Source organism: Mucilaginibacter sp. P4_C11 (assembly GCF_056402115.1).
The window spans coordinates 79,253-97,529 of the sequence record NZ_JBFUIA010000007.1 but is presented as its reverse complement, the minus strand read 5'-3'; the positions used below and the strand labels follow the sequence as shown (position 1 = coordinate 97,529).

At 43.9% G+C, this 18,277-nt stretch carries 10 protein-coding genes; 4 read left to right on the top strand and 6 right to left on the bottom strand.

Going from position 1 to position 18,277, the window contains the following annotated elements; genetic code table 11:
- Positions 1–296 precede the first annotated feature (296 nt).
- Positions 297–2,318, top strand: coding sequence for an HRDC domain-containing protein (locus AC1DU2_RS08435; RefSeq protein WP_477383714.1), 2,022 nt, complete (start codon positions 297–299; stop codon positions 2,316–2,318).
- A 132-nt stretch (positions 2,319–2,450) separates the two neighbouring features.
- Positions 2,451–4,760: a glycoside hydrolase family 3 N-terminal domain-containing protein gene (locus tag AC1DU2_RS08430; RefSeq protein ID WP_477383713.1), complete on the top strand. Its 2,310-nt coding sequence runs from the start codon at positions 2,451–2,453 to the stop codon at positions 4,758–4,760.
- Between the two features lie 139 nt (positions 4,761–4,899).
- On the opposite strand, the gene AC1DU2_RS08425 is transcribed toward AC1DU2_RS08430, so the two are convergent.
- The 6 genes from AC1DU2_RS08425 to AC1DU2_RS08400 all read right to left on the bottom strand — a co-directional run bounded on the left by AC1DU2_RS08425 (position 4,900) and on the right by AC1DU2_RS08400 (position 15,872).
- Positions 4,900–6,291 carry a Gfo/Idh/MocA family protein gene (locus tag AC1DU2_RS08425; protein ID WP_477383712.1) on the bottom strand — a complete coding sequence of 464 codons (1,392 nt, stop codon included), beginning with the start codon at positions 6,289–6,291 and terminating at the stop codon, positions 4,900–4,902.
- Between the two features lie 231 nt (positions 6,292–6,522).
- A complete protein-coding gene (locus AC1DU2_RS08420; protein WP_477383711.1) occupies positions 6,523–7,338 on the bottom strand; it encodes a glycerophosphodiester phosphodiesterase family protein in 816 nt (271 codons plus the stop codon).
- Positions 7,339–7,399: 61 nt separating this feature from the next.
- Positions 7,400–10,150 (bottom strand): bifunctional YncE family protein/alkaline phosphatase family protein, encoded by a 2,751-nt coding sequence (locus AC1DU2_RS08415; protein WP_477383710.1) that lies wholly within the window; start codon positions 10,148–10,150, stop codon positions 7,400–7,402.
- 72 nt (positions 10,151–10,222) lie between these two features.
- Positions 10,223–11,797: a SusD/RagB family nutrient-binding outer membrane lipoprotein gene (locus tag AC1DU2_RS08410; protein ID WP_477359916.1), complete on the bottom strand. Its 1,575-nt coding sequence runs from the start codon at positions 11,795–11,797 to the stop codon at positions 10,223–10,225.
- A gap of 13 nt (positions 11,798–11,810) precedes the next feature.
- Positions 11,811–15,107 (bottom strand): SusC/RagA family TonB-linked outer membrane protein, encoded by a 3,297-nt coding sequence (locus tag AC1DU2_RS08405; protein ID WP_477383709.1) that lies wholly within the window; start codon positions 15,105–15,107, stop codon positions 11,811–11,813.
- A gap of 180 nt (positions 15,108–15,287) precedes the next feature.
- Positions 15,288–15,872: a phosphonate degradation HD-domain oxygenase gene (locus AC1DU2_RS08400; RefSeq protein ID WP_477359921.1), complete on the bottom strand. Its 585-nt coding sequence runs from the start codon at positions 15,870–15,872 to the stop codon at positions 15,288–15,290.
- A gap of 268 nt (positions 15,873–16,140) precedes the next feature.
- Here AC1DU2_RS08400 and AC1DU2_RS08395 point away from each other — a divergent pair, with 268 nt between their 5' ends.
- Positions 16,141–16,719 carry a helix-turn-helix domain-containing protein gene (locus AC1DU2_RS08395; protein WP_477383708.1) on the top strand — a complete coding sequence of 193 codons (579 nt, stop codon included), beginning with the start codon at positions 16,141–16,143 and terminating at the stop codon, positions 16,717–16,719.
- A gap of 215 nt (positions 16,720–16,934) precedes the next feature.
- Positions 16,935–18,269: a DUF5690 family protein gene (locus AC1DU2_RS08390; protein ID WP_477383707.1), complete on the top strand. Its 1,335-nt coding sequence runs from the start codon at positions 16,935–16,937 to the stop codon at positions 18,267–18,269.
- The last annotated feature ends 8 nt before the right edge of the window (positions 18,270–18,277 follow it).

The window sequence follows — 18,277 nt, the reverse complement described above, 5'->3', positions numbered from 1 at the left end:
GTGAGTCGTGACTGGCGTTCAAAACCGCATTGCTACAAACGCTAAATGTTCCTGAAAAATCAAATTTTAAATAGCTTCTGATAAACCGAATATAAAAATTGCTGCTTGAAAAGCTGTTTGTTAATTGAAGTTGAGTGTTAACCATGAATATTTATAATATATTAATTATCAATTGTTTATAATTTAATTTTTTAAAATGTGTTAAGTTATGTTAACCCAATTTATATGCGTTTGCCAAATTCATGACTTTAATATCCAGCTCAAATAAAATTTATATTAACATTGCAACCGAAAAGATGAAAGAGACAAACCCGGCAATGCAGATGGCTTTTGATTACCTGGAAACAACCAATACGGTTGTTTTTTTAACGGGTAAGGCAGGTACGGGTAAAACCACTTTTTTGCAGCGTGTAAGGCAGGAATCAAAAAAGAAAATGGCTGTTGTAGCGCCTACTGGCGTGGCTGCTATCAATGCCGGTGGCATGACTATTCACTCGCTGTTCCAGATCGCCTTTGGGCCTATCATCCCGGCAGGGAATACCCGGCCCGAGATGCATTACAGCCCGGAGAAAAAAGAATTGCTTTCCAGCCTGGAGTTGCTTATCATCGATGAAGTGAGCATGGTCCGCCCCGATGTGCTTGACCAGATAGACCTCATATTACGCAACCTGAAAGGCACCACCCAACCTTTTGGCGGTGTACAGCTTTTGCTCATAGGCGATCTTTCGCAGTTAAGCCCCATTATCCGCGATGACGAATGGATAATGTTAGGCCGTTATTACAGCACCCCCTATTTCTTCAGCAGCCTGGTGATGCAAAAAGCACCTTATGTAAAAATCGAGCTCGATCATGTGTACAGGCAAAAGGAACAGGCCTTTGTTGATATTTTGAACGAGGTGCGTAACCAAACCATCAGCCCTGGTAACCTGGAGTTGCTGAACGCCCGGCACCAGCCCGGTTTTCGCCCCACGGCTACAGAACCATACATTACCCTTACTACACATAACTCCATTGCCCAGCAGCTGAATAACGAATTTGTAGAAGCATTGGCAGGGCAGGAGTTTGAATTTGCGGCCATCATCCGGGGGGAGTTTCCCAAGGATGCATACCCTACAGAAACCAACCTAAAGCTTAAAACAGGTGCCCAGGTAATGTTTGTTAAAAACGATAGTTCGGCCGAAAAGCTTTTTTATAATGGCAAAATAGGCGTAATCACCCGCATAGAACCCGACACTGTCTTTGTGCGCTGCGGGCAGGAAGAGCGCGAAATTGCCGTACAGGCTTTGGAGTGGACCAATATTAAATACCAGCTGGAAGATCAGCAAATTAACGAGACCAATGCCGGTAGCTTTGCCCAGATCCCGCTTAAACTGGCCTGGTCTATCACCATTCATAAAAGCCAGGGTTTAAGCTTTGACAAAGCCATTATTGATGTAAGCGAAGCTTTCGCCCACGGGCAGGCATACGTGGCGCTCAGTCGCTGCCGGACACTATCGGGCATGGTATTGCGTAACCCCATTGCCGCGCATAATATTATCGGCGACCCTGCAGTTGCCCATTTTAATGAGCAGGCCAAATCATTAAAGCCGGATGAAGAAAGACTGGAGCGCGACCGGGAGCTATATCGCCAATCGTTGCTGGCCGAGTTGTTCAATTTCAGCGGTTTACAAAACCGGATCACCGGATTTGAAGAGGCGGCGCCCGATATGGAAAAAGATATTTTTAACGTGGCCGAAAAGTTATCCCAGCAATTATCCACTTATCAGCCCGAACGCATCCAAAAAGCGGCCCTCTATTTCAAAGATAAACTGGCTGAAGCCATCGGAAACCTCCATCAGCAAATCCCGGTGCTTATGGGCTTATCTAAAGATAAAGAGACCAAAGCAGCCAAAGCAGATAAGCTGATCCAATGGATGATGCCCCGGATTGTGTTAATGGACCACTTTTCCAAAAACACGTTTACCGCAACTACATATCTTGAAGAAAAGCGAAAGGCCCAGGATCGGGCTGGTTCAAATCAAACAAACACTTATGTTAAGGCTTTGAACGAAAAGCCAAATCAACAGCTTTTTGACCAGCTAATGGCTTGGCGCGATACTGCGGCTGAGAAGGAAAATATAATGCCGGGAATGGTGTTATCCGAGAAAACAGTCGCGACCATTGCCGAAAAATTGCCGCCCACCATCAAAGTATTGGGTGCCATTAAAGGGGTAGGCCCGCAAAAAGCGACCCAATATGGCCCGCAGCTTATCGCTATGATCCGGTCTTATTTGCAGGAAACATTGGGTGCCGAAATGGAGCAAGGGAATTTGTTTTAGGTGTAATGTGTTGAAATCCGAATAAAACAGTACCCCGGTTAATAAAGTTTGAAGTATCTTAGACTATTGAAGGATGGTGTTTATTATACTATCTGTCATATACTACATCTATAAAAACAAACTTCGTTAAAAATGGTCAGCAAAAAGATATTTGCCATTATTCTCATTGCTTTAATTTTATCTGCCGGTGTGCAGGCACAGCTTTATAAAAATCCCAAAGCACCTGTACAGGCCCGCGTAGCCGATTTGTTAAAACGGATGACACTGGAGGAAAAAGTTGGGCAAATGAGCATGTCGTCGCTAAGCGAGGCAAGTAAAAGCAAGATTGCTTATGGCGTATTGGAGAGCCCTTTTACCAATGTTTATGATATTGCCCAACAATCGATTGCCGCCAAGAAATACTCGCGCGAGCATACCCGGCTTGGTATCCCACCTATACAAATTGGCGAATGCCTGCATGGGCAATTGTCGGCCGGCGCTACTACATTCCCGCAAGCGATAGCGCAGGGTAGTACCTGGAACCCGGCACTGATTGAGCAAATGGGGGCTACCATTGCTTACGAGGCATCAACATCGGGCGTTGATGAAGCGCTTTCGCCACTTTTTGATTTGATCAGGGATGCCCGCTATGGCAGGGTAGAGGAGTGCTTTGCCGAAGATCCATACCTGGTTGGCCAGTTAGGTTCGGCATTTGTAAGGGGCATGCAGGGCGATCCAACCAAAACAAAAACAAGCTTTGCCTTTGATAAAGTAATGTGTACCGGTAAACATTTTGCGGCTTATAGCAAGCCAATTGCCGGTATTAACCTTGCCCCATCTGAACTTGGTGAGCGTGAGCTACGATCAATGTTTTTACCACCGTTTAAAGCAGCGGTACAAGAGGCCAATATAGCGGCTATTATGCCATCATATAACGAGATTGACGGCATCCCGGCCCACAGTAACGAGTTTTTGATAAAACAGATTTTGCGTAAGGAATGGGATTTTAAGGGTTATGTTTTCTCTGATTATGGCGGTTTAAGTCAACTGTATAATTTCCATAAAGTAGCCAAAACCGCTTCGGATGCTGCCCTGTTGGGTATCAAAGCCGGGGTAGACCTGGAAGCTTCACGTCCGGATGTTTATGGTCATTTGGTTGAATTAGTAAAGGCAGGTAAAGTAAAGGAAGCACAGATAGATACAGCTGTAGCGCGTATTCTGACCATGAAATTTAAAGCAGGTCTTTTTGAAAAACCGCTGCCCGATACGGCACGCATTAAAAGCAGGCTGCACACAGAAGAGCATATCAAATTATCTCGGCAAATAGCCGAGGAGTCTGTCATCTTACTAAAAAATGAAAAAAGCCTGTTGCCTTTAAATATCAGCAAATTGAAATCGATAGCTGTTATTGGCCCTAATGCTAATAAAGTGCAGTACGGCGATTATAGCTTTACCCGCGATAACCTATCGGGGGTAACTGTTTTAGAAGGGATAAAGCAGTTTGCAGGCAACAGTGTAAAAGTAAATTATGCTAAAGGTTGCGAGCTATCGGGCCTGGATAAGAGCGGCTTTGATGAGGCTGTAAAAACCGCCAATGAGAGCGACGCAGTTGTTGTGGTGCTTGGCACAACAAGTGTAGTATGGTCGGGTGTGGGGTGGAATGGGCAGGCGCCGGGTAACGAGCCTAAAGATCCTTTTACCTGTGGCGAGGGTTATGACGTGACTGACATTAATCCGCAAGGCGTTCAGCGCGAGTTGTTGCAGGCCGTTTATAAAACCGGTAAGCCGGTGATATTGGTATTGGTACACGGCCGCCCATGGAGCATCAGTTGGGAGAAAGATAATGTGCCAGCTATTTTAGAAGCCTGGTACCCCGGCGAAAAAGGCGGCACTGCCATTGCCAATATTCTTTTCGGGAAGGTAAACCCATCCGGCAGGTTAAACATGAGTGTGCCACAATCAACAGGGCATATCCCGGTATTTTATAACTACGTTAACTCATCAAAAGGGATTAACCGCCAGCACGGCACCATTGAAAAGCCGGGGCAGGATTATGTGTACTCGTCAACCGATCCTTTGTTTGCTTTTGGCTATGGCTTAAGTTATACCTCTTTCCAGTACGATAATCTCAAGGTATCTAAACCCGTATTTAGTAAAAATGAACAGGTGACAGTTTCGGTAGATGTTAAAAATACCGGTGTGGTGGCCGGTAAGGAGGTGGTACAACTGTACCTGGGTAATAAAATAAACTCGGTAAGCACTCCCGAAATGAGCTTAAGGCGATTCAGTAAAATAGCCCTTGCGCCCGGCGAGGTAAAAACCGTGAATTTTACTATTAACAGTAAAGATCTGGCTATCTGGAACCGGCAAATGAAATTGGTTACCGAGCCGGGAACCTTTGATGTAATGATTGCAAAAGCCGCCGATAATGTGGTGTTAAAAAAGCAGCTGGAATATAGATAGGCCTAATTGCCGGTTGTTGATTAATGCGAAAGGCTATAAGTGTTTAAAATGGTTTATTTTAAACACTTATAGCCTTAGCCAGTTGAATTACCATGAAATATTAAAATGCAATTTTAGTATTTCATGGTAGGTATTATAGCTACACTATCTTCATCTCTTCCGCATTCCACTTAATTACCTTGTTTTCAAAATAGCTATCGTTACAAGCCAGGCAGGGCGCTGCAGCCCTGAAACCGAATACGGCGTCTTCTACCACTGGTTTACCTGTACGTATTGAATCGAAGAAGTTGGCAAAGTGATCATTTGATGCATTGTACCCTTCCGGGGCGCGGTAGCTTTCGCCAGGGAGCGTGGGCTGCTGCTGGTCTGCCTGTGAAAAACGTTTATTATAATCGTCCATTAACGCTTTTTGCTGGGCTTCGGTAAAAGTTGATAAAGAATCCCAGCCTCCGATACCCGTAGCTACCGGCATTTTGTTTTTGCGGATAGAAAAGCTATCATCGCCCATCAGGTCCATCACGCCTTCCGAGCCTACTATTTTGGTGGTGCTGTGATCACCCTCGCCGCTGATGAAGTTTACCCGTAGCGTTACCTGGAAAGCGGGATGCTCTTTCGTTTCGCCGTAATGGATCACTGCGCTCATTACATCGGGCACGTTGCGGCCATCTTTCCAGTACGCCAGATCGCCGATTGAATAGATTCTTTCGGGACCTTTGGAGCCGGTTATAAAGTGTATGCCGCTTAGCAGGTGAACAAAAAGGTCGCCGGCAACCCCGGTACCATACTCGCGGTAATTACGCCACCTGAAAAAACGTTTGCTATCATAATCATATTTCAATTTGGCGTTTGATTGGAACCTTGCCCAATCTACTGTCTGCGGCGATGCATCAAAGGGAATAGTGTATTGCCAGGCCCCAAGCGCGCTTTGCCTGTTAAATGATGCCTCGATAGAGTTGATTTTGCCAATGGCGCCGGCTTCATACAACTCCTTTGCTTTTTTATAGGCGATGCTGCTTACCCGCTGGCTGCCAACCTGTAAAACCATTTTTGTTTCCTGCTGCGCCTTAATCTCGGCAAGGCCCTGGCTTATCTGGTGTACCATGGGCTTTTCGCTGTAAACGGCTTTGCCGCTGCGCATAGCATCAATGGCTATTTGGCTGTGCCAGTTATCGCTGGTTGCTACAATAACGGCATCTATATCCTTGCGGGCCAATATTTCGCGATGATCGCCGGTAGTGAACAGGGTAGATCCATAAAGTTCTTTAGCCCTGTCAAGGCGGCCTTTGTAAAGGTCGCAACAAGCCACCAGCTCAACACCGGGTACAGTTAGCGCGGCCTTGGTATCGGCAAAACCCATAATACCCATGCCGATGGTAGCAATCCGGATTTTATCATTCGGCCCCACGCGCTTTTCGGCACTCAGGATGCGGAGTTCATTTTCTTCTTTGGCGGACAGGCTATTAAGCGTAGCCGAAGTAAGCAAAACGGAAGCACCCAGGTGCTTAATGAATTTTCTGCGGTCGGTTGACATGGTAATAAATTAAGTTTTTAATAATATTGGTATAAACCGCAAGGCGCGGTTACATAGGTTTGCAAGAGGCAATTTAGCAAACCAAAACTAAAATGCAACCAAAATTTATTTAATCCTCAATTCTCGTAGCGGGTGCCGAAAAGCAGACGGTCATAAAAAAACGGCAACAAATAGGCTTTTGTATTTGCTGCCGTTTTTTTTGGTGGGCTTTTCAATCGGCTTTGGTATGTTTTACCTCAGCCCTTTCTCCTTCAAAAATTTTACTAATAAGGCAGGATGATCTGTTTGCAGGCCTTTTAGGCCTTTCTCTAACGCTTTGTTCCAATCGTTTGGCCCCTCGCCTGCGCTTTGGATATCGGGCCAGGCCGGGATGTTGTATTTGGCTGCAAGGGCTACCATATCGTTGCTGTATTGGTTGTATGAGCCGTCCAGGATATCGGGCTGATATTTATTGATAAAACTTTCCATTGCTGCCACGGTTTTAACGCTATCGGGCATGCTCAGCATCAGGGGCATTTTTGGCGCGGCCTTGCGCCAGCCGGTAAACTGGGCTGCACTGTTAATGTATACCAGCACTTGTTTTTCCATACCATATTGTTTTATCATCTGGTAGGCTTGTTCCGGATCTGCAGCTTTAAAATCAAGGTAAATATTGATTTTGTTTTTACAAACTGTAAGTATCTGCTTAAAGGTAGGTATACGGTATACGGTTTTATCTGTGGTATCCTTGCTTTTTACCTTTAGCTGTTCCAGTTCGTTAAGGGTAAAATCTTTAACATTGCCTTTGCCATCGGTCATGCGGTTAATGGTGCCGTCGTGCATGCTCACCAGTTCGTCATCTTTGGTGGTGCGAAGGTCAATCTCTACATAGTCAGCCTCGTTCCTGATGGCTTCCTCATACGCAGCTAAAGTGTTTTCGGGATAAATAACATGGTCTCCACGGTGGGCCGCTATAATAAATTTATGTTTTGATTTTGGGGCCGGGTTGGGCGTAAACGAAGTTAGGCCTGCTATGAAGGCTATAATAGTGATAAACGAAAAATTCATGATTATTGGTTTAGTAAAATAATAAAGCCCGGTTAAAACCGGGCTTTTTGGCTAATAAGATTTAGTTAACTATTGTGCCCGATGTTTTTTTGCCTTTTTGCTTATAATGATCGTTGCGCTCGCGGTCTTCATCATCCATATCAACACCTTTTTTAATTTTGCGCCAGTTGGTGTTTTTGCTGTAACGCGCCATTGCCTTTTTAGTATCAAATACGCGCGTATCGCCTGGTATAAAAGTATATGGAGTATAGTCGGGCTTATCGGTAAAAAAATCCTGTAATAGCGATGCTGTAACATCGTACTGGTTTACATAGGGCACATCCAACACGTTATAAATGGTTTTTAATATCGAACCAAAATTGGCATGTGTGTGGCTTACATAGCCTTTTTTAACATACGGACCAGCCAGCATCAGGATAGAGCGGTGGGCATCTATATGATCTACACCGCCTTGCGGATCATCCTCGGTAATAATAACCAGCATGTTTTTCCAGTATTTGGTATGCGACAGAAAATCGAGCATGCGGCCCACAGCCAGGTCGTTATCGGCCATGTACGATTGCCTGTACGGGTAACCGTCTTTTGGCCTTACATCTGCTCCGTGGTCGTTAGGTACCTGCATGGTTATCAGCGAAGGCATTTTCTTTTTACCGGTGATCCACATTTTAGTAAACTCGCTTTTAAACTGCTCTACACGGAATTGGTCGGGAATGTTGGTGTTAAAGCCGGCGTAGTTATGGCTGGTGCGTGTGTATAGCGCTTTTTGCATAGGCACCATAACAATATGGGCTGCACCTGTGTTGGTATCTTCCCATTCTTCGCGCACGTGAGCGGTTTCGTTAGCCTCGCCAAAATTGTAAAAGTCTACATGCTTGCGCTCAAGCGCTTCCCAAAGTCCACCCGTTTCGGCGTAGTCTTCGGGATCCATACTGCCTGTTGAACCGGGAAAACGGCGGCCGGGGGCGTTTGAAAATAGTTTAGCGGTTTTGCTTACATTGGAGTTGGCTTCCACCCATTCGTTGGGGATAACACCCATCATCCAATGGTGGCCGTGTATAGATGCATCACTATCGCAATAGTAATTATCACTGAAAGCGTACTGTGTAGCTACTTTTATATGGTTTGGCGATACATTCAGGTTAGGAAACTGCATCCGGGTAGCATCGGGCAAAGTATACTCGCAATGCACGCCGAAGCGGGCCAGGGTACTATCGCCTTTGGCGTTGGGCAACTGGCCTAAAACTTCGTCATAGGTGCGGTTTTCTTTGGTAATGTATACAATGTATTTGATAGGGGTGGACGATGCGCCTGGCAGTACAGGTAATGGGTTGTTGCTAGCAACATCAACCGATTTACTTATAAAAGTATTGCTAATTACTTGTTTGGTGTACCCGGCCAGTTGGGCATTATCCGGCATGGCAACTTTTTGAAAGGTGCCTAACTGTATATCGCCGATATAGGTACCTTGCGGCGGGGCAACAAAGCCATGGCCGCCGTTGGGCCCGGCGCCGTAACCACGGCACGATGTAATATAAAGTTCTTTTTCATCGGCCGATAACCTTACCCTTGATGTTCCCCAGCCGGTTGGGATAAGGCCTTTGGTGGTTTGGGTAGCGATATCAATAACAGCAACCGCGTTAAAACCTAAAAGCGCTACGTAAAGCGTTTTTTCATCTTTACTTAAACTGATGCCGAAAGGTAACAGCCCGCGGAATTTATCAATACGGGTATCAACTTTAATAGGGATATCGCCCAGCAGTTTGTGATTTTTGTAATCGATAATGGTGATGTTATCATTTGTAGCATTGGTAACATAAGCATACTGGTTGCCAACAGCTATTGAATTTGGGCTTGCCCCACCTGTTACTTCGGCATCTTCCAGCATTTGGCCAACCTGGTGGCCGGTTTTAAATTTATTGATCACCTTGTTGGTGGCCAGGTCGATAGTGAAAACACTCATGGCCTCGGGTGATGAAGGGCTGCCAACACCGGGGATCTTTCGGCCTTCAACAATAGTTCCCTCGCGTGACTCTTTGGTGTTATCGCCATAAGGATGTCGGGAGATCATGATCGAATCGGCATTTTTAGGGGTAGCGCCTGTTATTAGCGGGTATGAATACATACCCACGTTGGCCACAAAGGCAGTTTTTTTGTCAGGGCTTAAAGCCAGGCCAAAAGGCTGGCGGCCTACATTGATTGATGTAGTTATTTTTTTTGTTGCCAAATCAATCCGCACCATGCGGAAGTTTCCCCTATCCAGTACCAATAACTCATTTTTATCGGCATTAAATAACAGGTCGGATGTGAAGCTGTCATCATAATCTTTATTGCCAACGCGGCCATTTAATGATAGCGAATCGGTTTTTATAAACTTTTCGGCGTCGTATACAATTACGGCGCCATTATCTCCACCACTCAGGTACAAGGTTTTTGAATCGGGCGAAAAGACTACACCCAAAAACGAACCGTTAGATAAAGGCGAAGCGATCTTTTTATCATAAGATGGTACCCTTTGGCCGCCCATAGTGGCAATATCAATAAGGGTGATAACACCGTTGTGCAGCGTTACCGCCTTTTTGCCATCGGGCGATATGGATAAGCCAAAAGGATCATGCGTTATGCGAATGGTTTGGCCGGCCGGCGTTATCAATCTTCCACTGGGTAAAACTGAAGTGCCGGCAGTATCTATTTTACAGTATTGATCAATCCCCGGCACCTGTAAAATGTTTACCTGCTGTTTTTGGGCAAAGGCGCTTGGCATAAGCCCAATGCCGATAGCGAATGATAAAAGAACCTTTTTTTTGACTGGCATAGATAAATTGTTTTTAACCAAACAAAGGCCCCCGTTTGATGAGGGCCTTTGCAAAGTTCAGGTTAATAATTTTTATTTAAGAATGTACATTTTACCGTTAATGTCGTCGTTGCCACTATATTGATCGGCTAATGCTTTGTTATAATTAACTGCATTTGAAGTACGCTCGGAACCCGGGTACTGGAAACGCAACGCTATACGACCGCTATTGCCTGTACCCGGACCAGTTGTAAATGTTGGCACGCCGGTACGGCGGTAGTTGTAGTAGGCTTCTAAACCTGAGTGGCGGAACAACGCCAGGTATTTTTGCTGTAATATTTTGGTAAGTCCGGCAGCATCGGCGGTATACTTAACGCCTGACTGTGCATAGTAGGTAGCCCAATCAACATTAATAGTATAGTTGTCATAATTTGCCGGGTTTGCAGTACTTGTTGATCCCGGACGGTAGAAAGATGCTGTGAAAGTACCTGTTCCCGTTGGGATGCTGTAATAAGCAAAAGATGCCTGGATACCTTTGATGTAATAATCTTCGGCGTTACCGGTTGCCCAGCCGCGGTTAATCCCTTCGGCAATGTTAAACATTAATTCTGGGTAACCAACCTGGATGCTTGGTTCGCCGGTAAAAGTAGAGTAATAACGTTTACGGTTCAGGAATGAATATTTCTGCAAACCGGCATTATTATACATGTCGCCTAAATCCAATCCTGGGTCGGCACCAATGAACGATGAAAACGCCGTAGGGCTTTGGTGCAGGTTATCAACGTTATAACGGGCAGGTTCGGCGGTTACATAAACGCGCGGGTCTTTTAAATTTGTTAATAAACCAATATAAGTAGCCGAAGTGTTTTGTCTTGATCCGTTTTGACCAAAATTATCAGGTGTTTGCGGATAGTAATTGGTAGGCACTAAAAAAGTGTATTGCATGTTATCCGCAGCGCTGGTCATTACAGGATATTTGGTTGGGTTGCCAACAACTGTAGCAAACTGGCTTGCAACATCAATATCGCCGGCTTTTTTACTTAGTTGTACCAATAACCTTATCCTGAATGAGTTTACTACTTTTTGCCATGCGGCAAGGCTATTGCCCAGGTAAATATCACCAGCAAAGGTGGTGTTGCCTGATGCAATCAGTGCGTTCATATCGGTATTCGCACTTTCTAACCACGCTAATGACTGTGTCATTACGGCCTTTTGCGTATCATAAGCAGGGGTAAGGTTTTTTTCGCCCTGTAAAGCCTGGGTCATCGGGATATCACCTTCTTCCATGCTCATTTTGCTAAAAAGGTAAGCCCTGAAGAATTTGCCCAAAGCGCTGTATGGGTTAACAGCCGGGGCACCGGCCTTAACAGCCTGATCTTCCATTGCTACAACGTTTTTTAGCGTAGTATAGTAATTATCGCCGCTACCAAAATCATAACGGTTGTTACCATAATAATCGTAATTGTAAATGTAGTACTGGCCGTAAATTTCCTTTGAACCATCCGGAAATTCGGCAATGTTGTTTAATATACCGTTTAAAAGGAGCGAAGCAGGCACCGAGTTGGGTACGTTTTGATTAACCGTTAATTCCTGGAAACTCTTTTTACAGCTGGTTACTGTCAGTATCATGAATACCGGCAGTAGGTAAATTTTAAATATCTTTTTCATATTCATCTGCAGTTTAGAATGATAAATTTAAGTTGAAGCCGTAGCTGCGTACAGTTGGCGATTGCAATACAGTTTGAGCCTGGGCTCCGTTGTATTGGTCAAGATCCACATCCTTAAAGCGTTTGTCTTTGTAGAAATACAACAGGTTGCGACCGTAAAGCGATGCAGAGATCTTCTGGATAAAGCTTTTTTGCAGCCATGCTTTAGGGAAATCGTAGCTAAAAGTTACTTCGCGTAGTTTGGTGAAAGTTTTATCCATCAGGTTTGACTCATCCACGTTGTAATATTTACTCACGTAATCCTGTACCAACGCCTTTTGTTTGTTACCAGAAAACTGTAACGCGCTGTAGTTAAGGATGGCGCCGGTTTTTGAATCAAGATTGATAGGAACAGGTTTGCCATCGGTACCAAGGTTTGATACATATACACCTGGCCCTACATAGGTACCGTTGTAACCCGCTACACCAAAGTTTTTCCAATCCTGGTAACGTGCATCACCTAAAGCGCCTGTTGCGGTTTCGATATTAGCACCACCACGCATGGTTTTATTGTGCATATAATCAATGATAACACCACCAACACCACCATCAAACTGGAAGCCCATGCTAAAGTTTTTGTAACGGACTTTGTTGGCAATACTCCAGTTGTATTTGGCATTCATGTTGCCCAATACCTGGCCACCTACTGATCTTGGCTTACCGGCTTCGTCATTAATGATCTGGCCTTCTTTAGTTCTTAAAAATTTGCTGCCCCGCAATACATCGGTACGGTCGCCAACTTTGTAATAACCTTGATAGGAACCATCCTGACCCGGAGGCAATTCTTTGTAAACTTCTTTATTGGTTGCAATATTCACCAATACATTCCATGTAAAGCCACCCATGTTTTTAACTGGAGTACCCTCTAATGATCCCTCGTAACCTGAGCGCTTGGTTTTTAAGGTATTTAAATACAGCGTAGTATAACCAGTTGCTGTTGAAATTGAACTTGGGAAAATCCTCGGTCCGTCAATGTATTGGAACGCGCTGGCGCTAAAACCTAAACGGTTTTGCAGGAATTTAATATCAAAACCTTCTTCGTAGTTTACACGGGTAGATGTTTTGATGTTGTTGGCATACAGGTAATCTGTTGCATAGCCTGCTGTTTGGCTGTTGTAAGGCTTGTTGGTTTGGAAAGATGTATTCAATGAATAATCCGGACCGTTATATGGCGAGGTATAAGTAGAGCCATAACCCAGCGGGTTGTTAAACAACGAAGCACCTGTGCTGCCACCAAAAGCGGTAATAGAGCTGAAAGGGGCAGGGCCAATTGTCGAGCTTGATGCATCAGCCTTAACGTTTGCGTATGATCCGCGTAATTTCAGGAAAGAAATTACACTTGGCAACGGGATGTAATCTGAAACTACAGTGGCTACCGATACACTTGGATAAGTGTAAGTGGTTGGCACCTGGAATGCGCTGGTATGATCGCTACGGTAAGTTGCCGATAACGTGGCATATTTTCCAAACGACATATCTAACGAAGCGTAGTAGCTAAATACACGCTCGGATGATTGGAAACTTGTAGCCTGTATAGGATTTTTTGAGTTGCTGAAAGCGTAAACCTCAGGTACGTTCAAATAATCTGTTGATACCCAGCTTGAATTGTACGACATGGTACGTAAGTTTGAACCTACTAAGCCCGAAAGATTTAAGAAATTCTTAATGGTATAGTTATAGTTCAAAATTAACTCGGTGTTGTTATCAAACAAATCACGGCGATCTTCGCGGTAGTCGCCCTGGTTACCTTCACGGCCATAAGGGTGAGCAGAGAATGGAAGGTCTTCGGTACGTAAAATGTTATACGTATCAATTTGCGAGCGTAACCTTAAGTTCAGGTTGTCGTTAAATTTGTAAGTACCGCCCAAATAACCGTAAGTGTCATTTTTGTAATGACCACGGGTCCATTTTTGGGTTAACAAATATGGATTATGATAGCGCTGATACTCGGCAAATTGTGATTGAACACCTGTTTTACCTGGCTGCCATATAGCTTTAATGTCAGGTGCGTTAACATCCCAATCGGCACCGGTCCATACAGAGATATTGTAAATGATACTGTTGGGACCGTATTGAACATCAGGGAAATTATCGGTTGATTGCCTGTTGAAGTCGATATTACCTTCAAACGTCAATTTTGGAGTTGGCGTAAATGAAGCGTATAGGTTGGCATTGGCTATATTCAGATACTGTGAAGGAATATAGCTGGTTTGGTGTTGTTGTGAAACAGAAAAACGAGTTGTGTAGTTATCGCCTACAACGCCTAATGCAACGTTATTATTTGTTTGCGAACCTACTTTTAAAAAGTTTTTCAGGTTATTCTTACCACGGGCTATCCATGGGGTGCCCTGGCGTACACCATTAACAACAGGGCTATCGTATTGCGGAATTAACTGGCCGTTAAAATAAGGACCCCAAACATCATAGTCACCATCTACGCCGCCTGGTGCACCACCTTTACCGTCAACAAACTCGTAAAAGGTGTTTTCACCAGGTCCGAATGTGTTTTGTGTACGAGGGAAAGCCAGGAAGCCCGAGTTTAATACGGTACTGCTGTTGATATCAACCGTTAAGCCTTTTTTGTTTTTATCGCCTTTTTTGGTGGTGATCAGGATAGCGCCATATTGTGCGCGGCTACCGTAAAGCGCTGCAGCGGCAGGGCCTTTCAATACAGTATAGGTTTCAATATCATCCGGGCTGATATTATAGGTGTCTGTGTTGATAGGGAAACCATCAACAACATATAATGACACTTGGTTACCACGAATTAACACATTAGGATTGCCCAATAGCTCGGCAGACGGGCCTACCGATACACCAGCTACTTTACCAATCAGGCCCGCAATAGGGTTAGGGTCGCGGGCTGTAGTCAAGGCATCACCCTGCACAGTTTGAACGGCATAACCTACGCGCCTGGTTTCTTTTTTTACACCAAGAGCGGTAACAACTACTTCGTTCAAAGTTTTGGAATCGCCGGTAAGACTCACATTTATGATCAGTTTATCGGCAACCACAACAGATTGTGTAGTGTAACCGATAAACGAAAATGATAATGTTTGTCCCTGGCTTGCTGTAATGATGTAACGGCCCTCAATATCGGTAACCGTACCTTTGTTTTGTTCTTTAATGCGTACACTCACGCCGGGTACTGGTAAGTGGTTCTCGTCGGTAACTGTACCGCTTATTTTGCTTTGAGCTAATAATATAGATGGCGCAATACAAAATAACAAAACCGTAATAACGGTTTTTAATCTCTGGTAAAACTTATTCATCTGCTAAAATTTAAGGGTGAAACATTTGCTTTTTTCATACAGCAATGCTAAACTTTGTTTATTATTAGTAAACCAATTTAGTATTAAACTATACTTAAGCTTTTGTTTACCCTGTGTTAAGCAGGTAGTTTTTGTAACGAAAATATCACATACCCTTTATAGAAAATTAACACACCGCCATTAAGGGTTAACCTGTTGTAAATGAGTAAGTGCAATGCCTTTCAAATAGTCGATGTTGTCAACGGGCGTATTCATTTCTTTGGCCATATCGTCCCAGTATCTGAGTCTTACAATCAGTTCAGCGTCAGGGTTTAGTTCGAAGTCGGCGGCCTCATCAGCAGTCATTACGCCGCCCTGGAAATTAAGGGTAGCTTTGCTGGCGTCCGACAATCGGTTATAGTATTCAGGGTATTTAAAGGTGAGGTATCTTTTGGCAATTACGTGTCCTTGTACCAGGGCAGCAACTCTTTCGGAAAAACCACGCTCCAGTAAAAAATCGGCGCCAATTTGTTCATGATCAACATTGCCCATGCCGTCCATACTTTCAGCTTCGCCGGCTTCTGCACATAAATGGCCAATGTCATGAAAAAAAGCGGCCAGTATTACTTCGTCGTCGAATCCCTCGGCTTTAGCCAGGGCAGCAGCCTGCGACATGTGCTCCAGTTGCGAAACGGGTTCGCCTATATAATCTTCGTCGCCATATTTTTCATAAAGAGAAAATACTTCTTTCACCACTGCCTGGGGGTTATATGCAGAATATGTCATGTTGTTAGGTTTTTATTGCAAATTAAGCCGATTGAGGTTACTATATTATTAAATGTTTGTGAAAAATCCCGCTAACCCCCTGAAGGGGGAACATTTTGATTGATACGTTTTTTTATCTGTTTTATGTATAAGATACCAAAAATTGAACAGTCAAGTTTATTATAATAATGTAGGCAAAGCTCCATGCAATTCAAAAGCTCCCCCTTCAGGGGGTTGGGGGGCTTAACAATTTTTTTTACTTTGCGAGTGTTTACCAATACTAAACAAAATGGAACAAGATATACTGATACAAATCAGTAACCGGATAAAGGAACGCCGACGCGAAAAAAATATCACCGTGCAGGAACTGGCCATACGCGCCAACGTAAGCAAAGGTCTGATATCGCAAATTGAAAATAGCCGTACCATACCATCGCTTATTGTATTAATAGATATTATTAAGGCGCTTGAGATTGATATGAACGATTTTTTTAAAGATATACGGTCGAAAAGTAATTATTTCCCGGTACTTATTAAACGTAAAGACGAGTATGAGCATTTTGAAAAGGAGCATGCATCGGGCTTTCATTACCATAGGATATTTACACAATCCATTGGCCGGTCAACAGTTGATATCGTGGTGCTTGACCTTATGCCCGGTTCATCGCGGCCAATGGTTACCACCGAAGCTTTTGAATACAAGTATATTTTAAGTGGCGATGTGGAGTATCATTTTGACGACTATAAGGTACTGTTAAAACAGGGTGATTCGATGCTGTTTGACGGCCGCTTACCGCACACGCCTAAAAATCCGGGCAGTACAACTGCAAGCATGCTGGTTGTTTATTTTTTTGAGGAAAAGAAGTGAGTTGGTGAGTGGTTGATTAAGTGAGTGGTTGATTGAGTTAATTGGCGGATGTTAACAGTGCGTGCTTTTTTAACCATTCACCTAATCAACTTAATCAACCATTCACCAATCCCAACATTAACCAAACCTTAACATAAACTTAGTTTGTCATTAATGAAATAAGTTTAGTATTGCTAAACATTTGAATTTGTAATCCAATTAATCAATAAGCAGGCATGGTGTTAATAGAACAGTTAAGAGCCAGGGTAGCCAAATGGCCTTATTCGCTGCTATCGGCAGTGGCAGCGGTTTCGGCTTTTGGCTTGTATACCTCTATGTATGCGTTCCGCAAAGCCTTTGCTGCAGGTACTTTTACCGGGCAGCAGTACCTACATATTGATTATAAGGTTTGGTTGGTTATAGCGCAGGTAGTGGGTTATACTTTCAGTAAATTTTATGGTATCAGGTTTATTGCCGAGGTAAATGCCAAAAACAGGGGCCGGTACATATTAACATTAATTGGTATAGCCTGGGCGGCATTGCTTTGCTTTGCTTTTGTGCCTGCGCCATGGAATATTGTTTTCCTTTTTATTAATGGTTTCCCCCTGGGGTTGATATGGGGACTTGTTTTCGGATACCTGGAAGGCCGCCGGTCTACCGAGTTTATGGCAGCTGTATTATCTATCAGCCTCATATTTGCATCGGGTTTTGTAAAAACGGTGGGGCGCACACTGCTTACTGTATTTCATGTAAACGAATTTCACATGCCTTTTTTAACGGGAGCTATATTTGTTTTGCCCCTGTTATTGTTTGTTTTTTTTATGGAGTTAATGCCCGCACCCACGCCGGAAGATATCAGCCTGCGGGCCGAGCGCAGCCCAATGAATGCTGCCGAACGTAAAGCTTTTTTGATGCGCTTTTTGCCCGGCATTATCCTCACCATTATCATTTATGTATTGCTGACCATTATGCGCGATGTACGCGATAATTTTGAGGTGGAAATATGGACCGATCTTGGTATAAAAAGCAACAGTATTTATACAGGAATTGATTCTATAATCTCGGTGATTGTACTTGTAGGTATTAGCTTACTGATATTGGTTAAAAAGAATTTAAGGGCGTTTAGCATCATTCACCTGTTTATAATAGGCGGATGCGTATTGGTAGGTGGTGCCACTTTACTTTTCTCGCTTAAAGTAATAGGCCCTGTAACCTGGATGACCATGGCCGGCCTTGGCCTTTACATGGGCTATGTACCCTATAATGCCATCTTTTTCGATAGGATGATAGCCACCTTTAATTACCGCAGCAATGTAGGCTTCATTATGTACATAGCCGATTCGATGGGCTACCTGGGTAGTGTAAGTATCTTATTTATAAAAGAACTTGGCCGGCCCACCATCAGTTGGGGTGCTTTTTTTAAAGAAGGCGTAATGATAGTGGCTGTAGTAGGCGGCATATGTGGTGTATTATCGCTGTTGTATTTTTTACAAAGCGCCAAATTAAGTCAAAATTCAAAAGTAAAAATTCAAAATGAAAGCGGTGACCTGGTGACAGGACCAACGAACTAATGAACCAT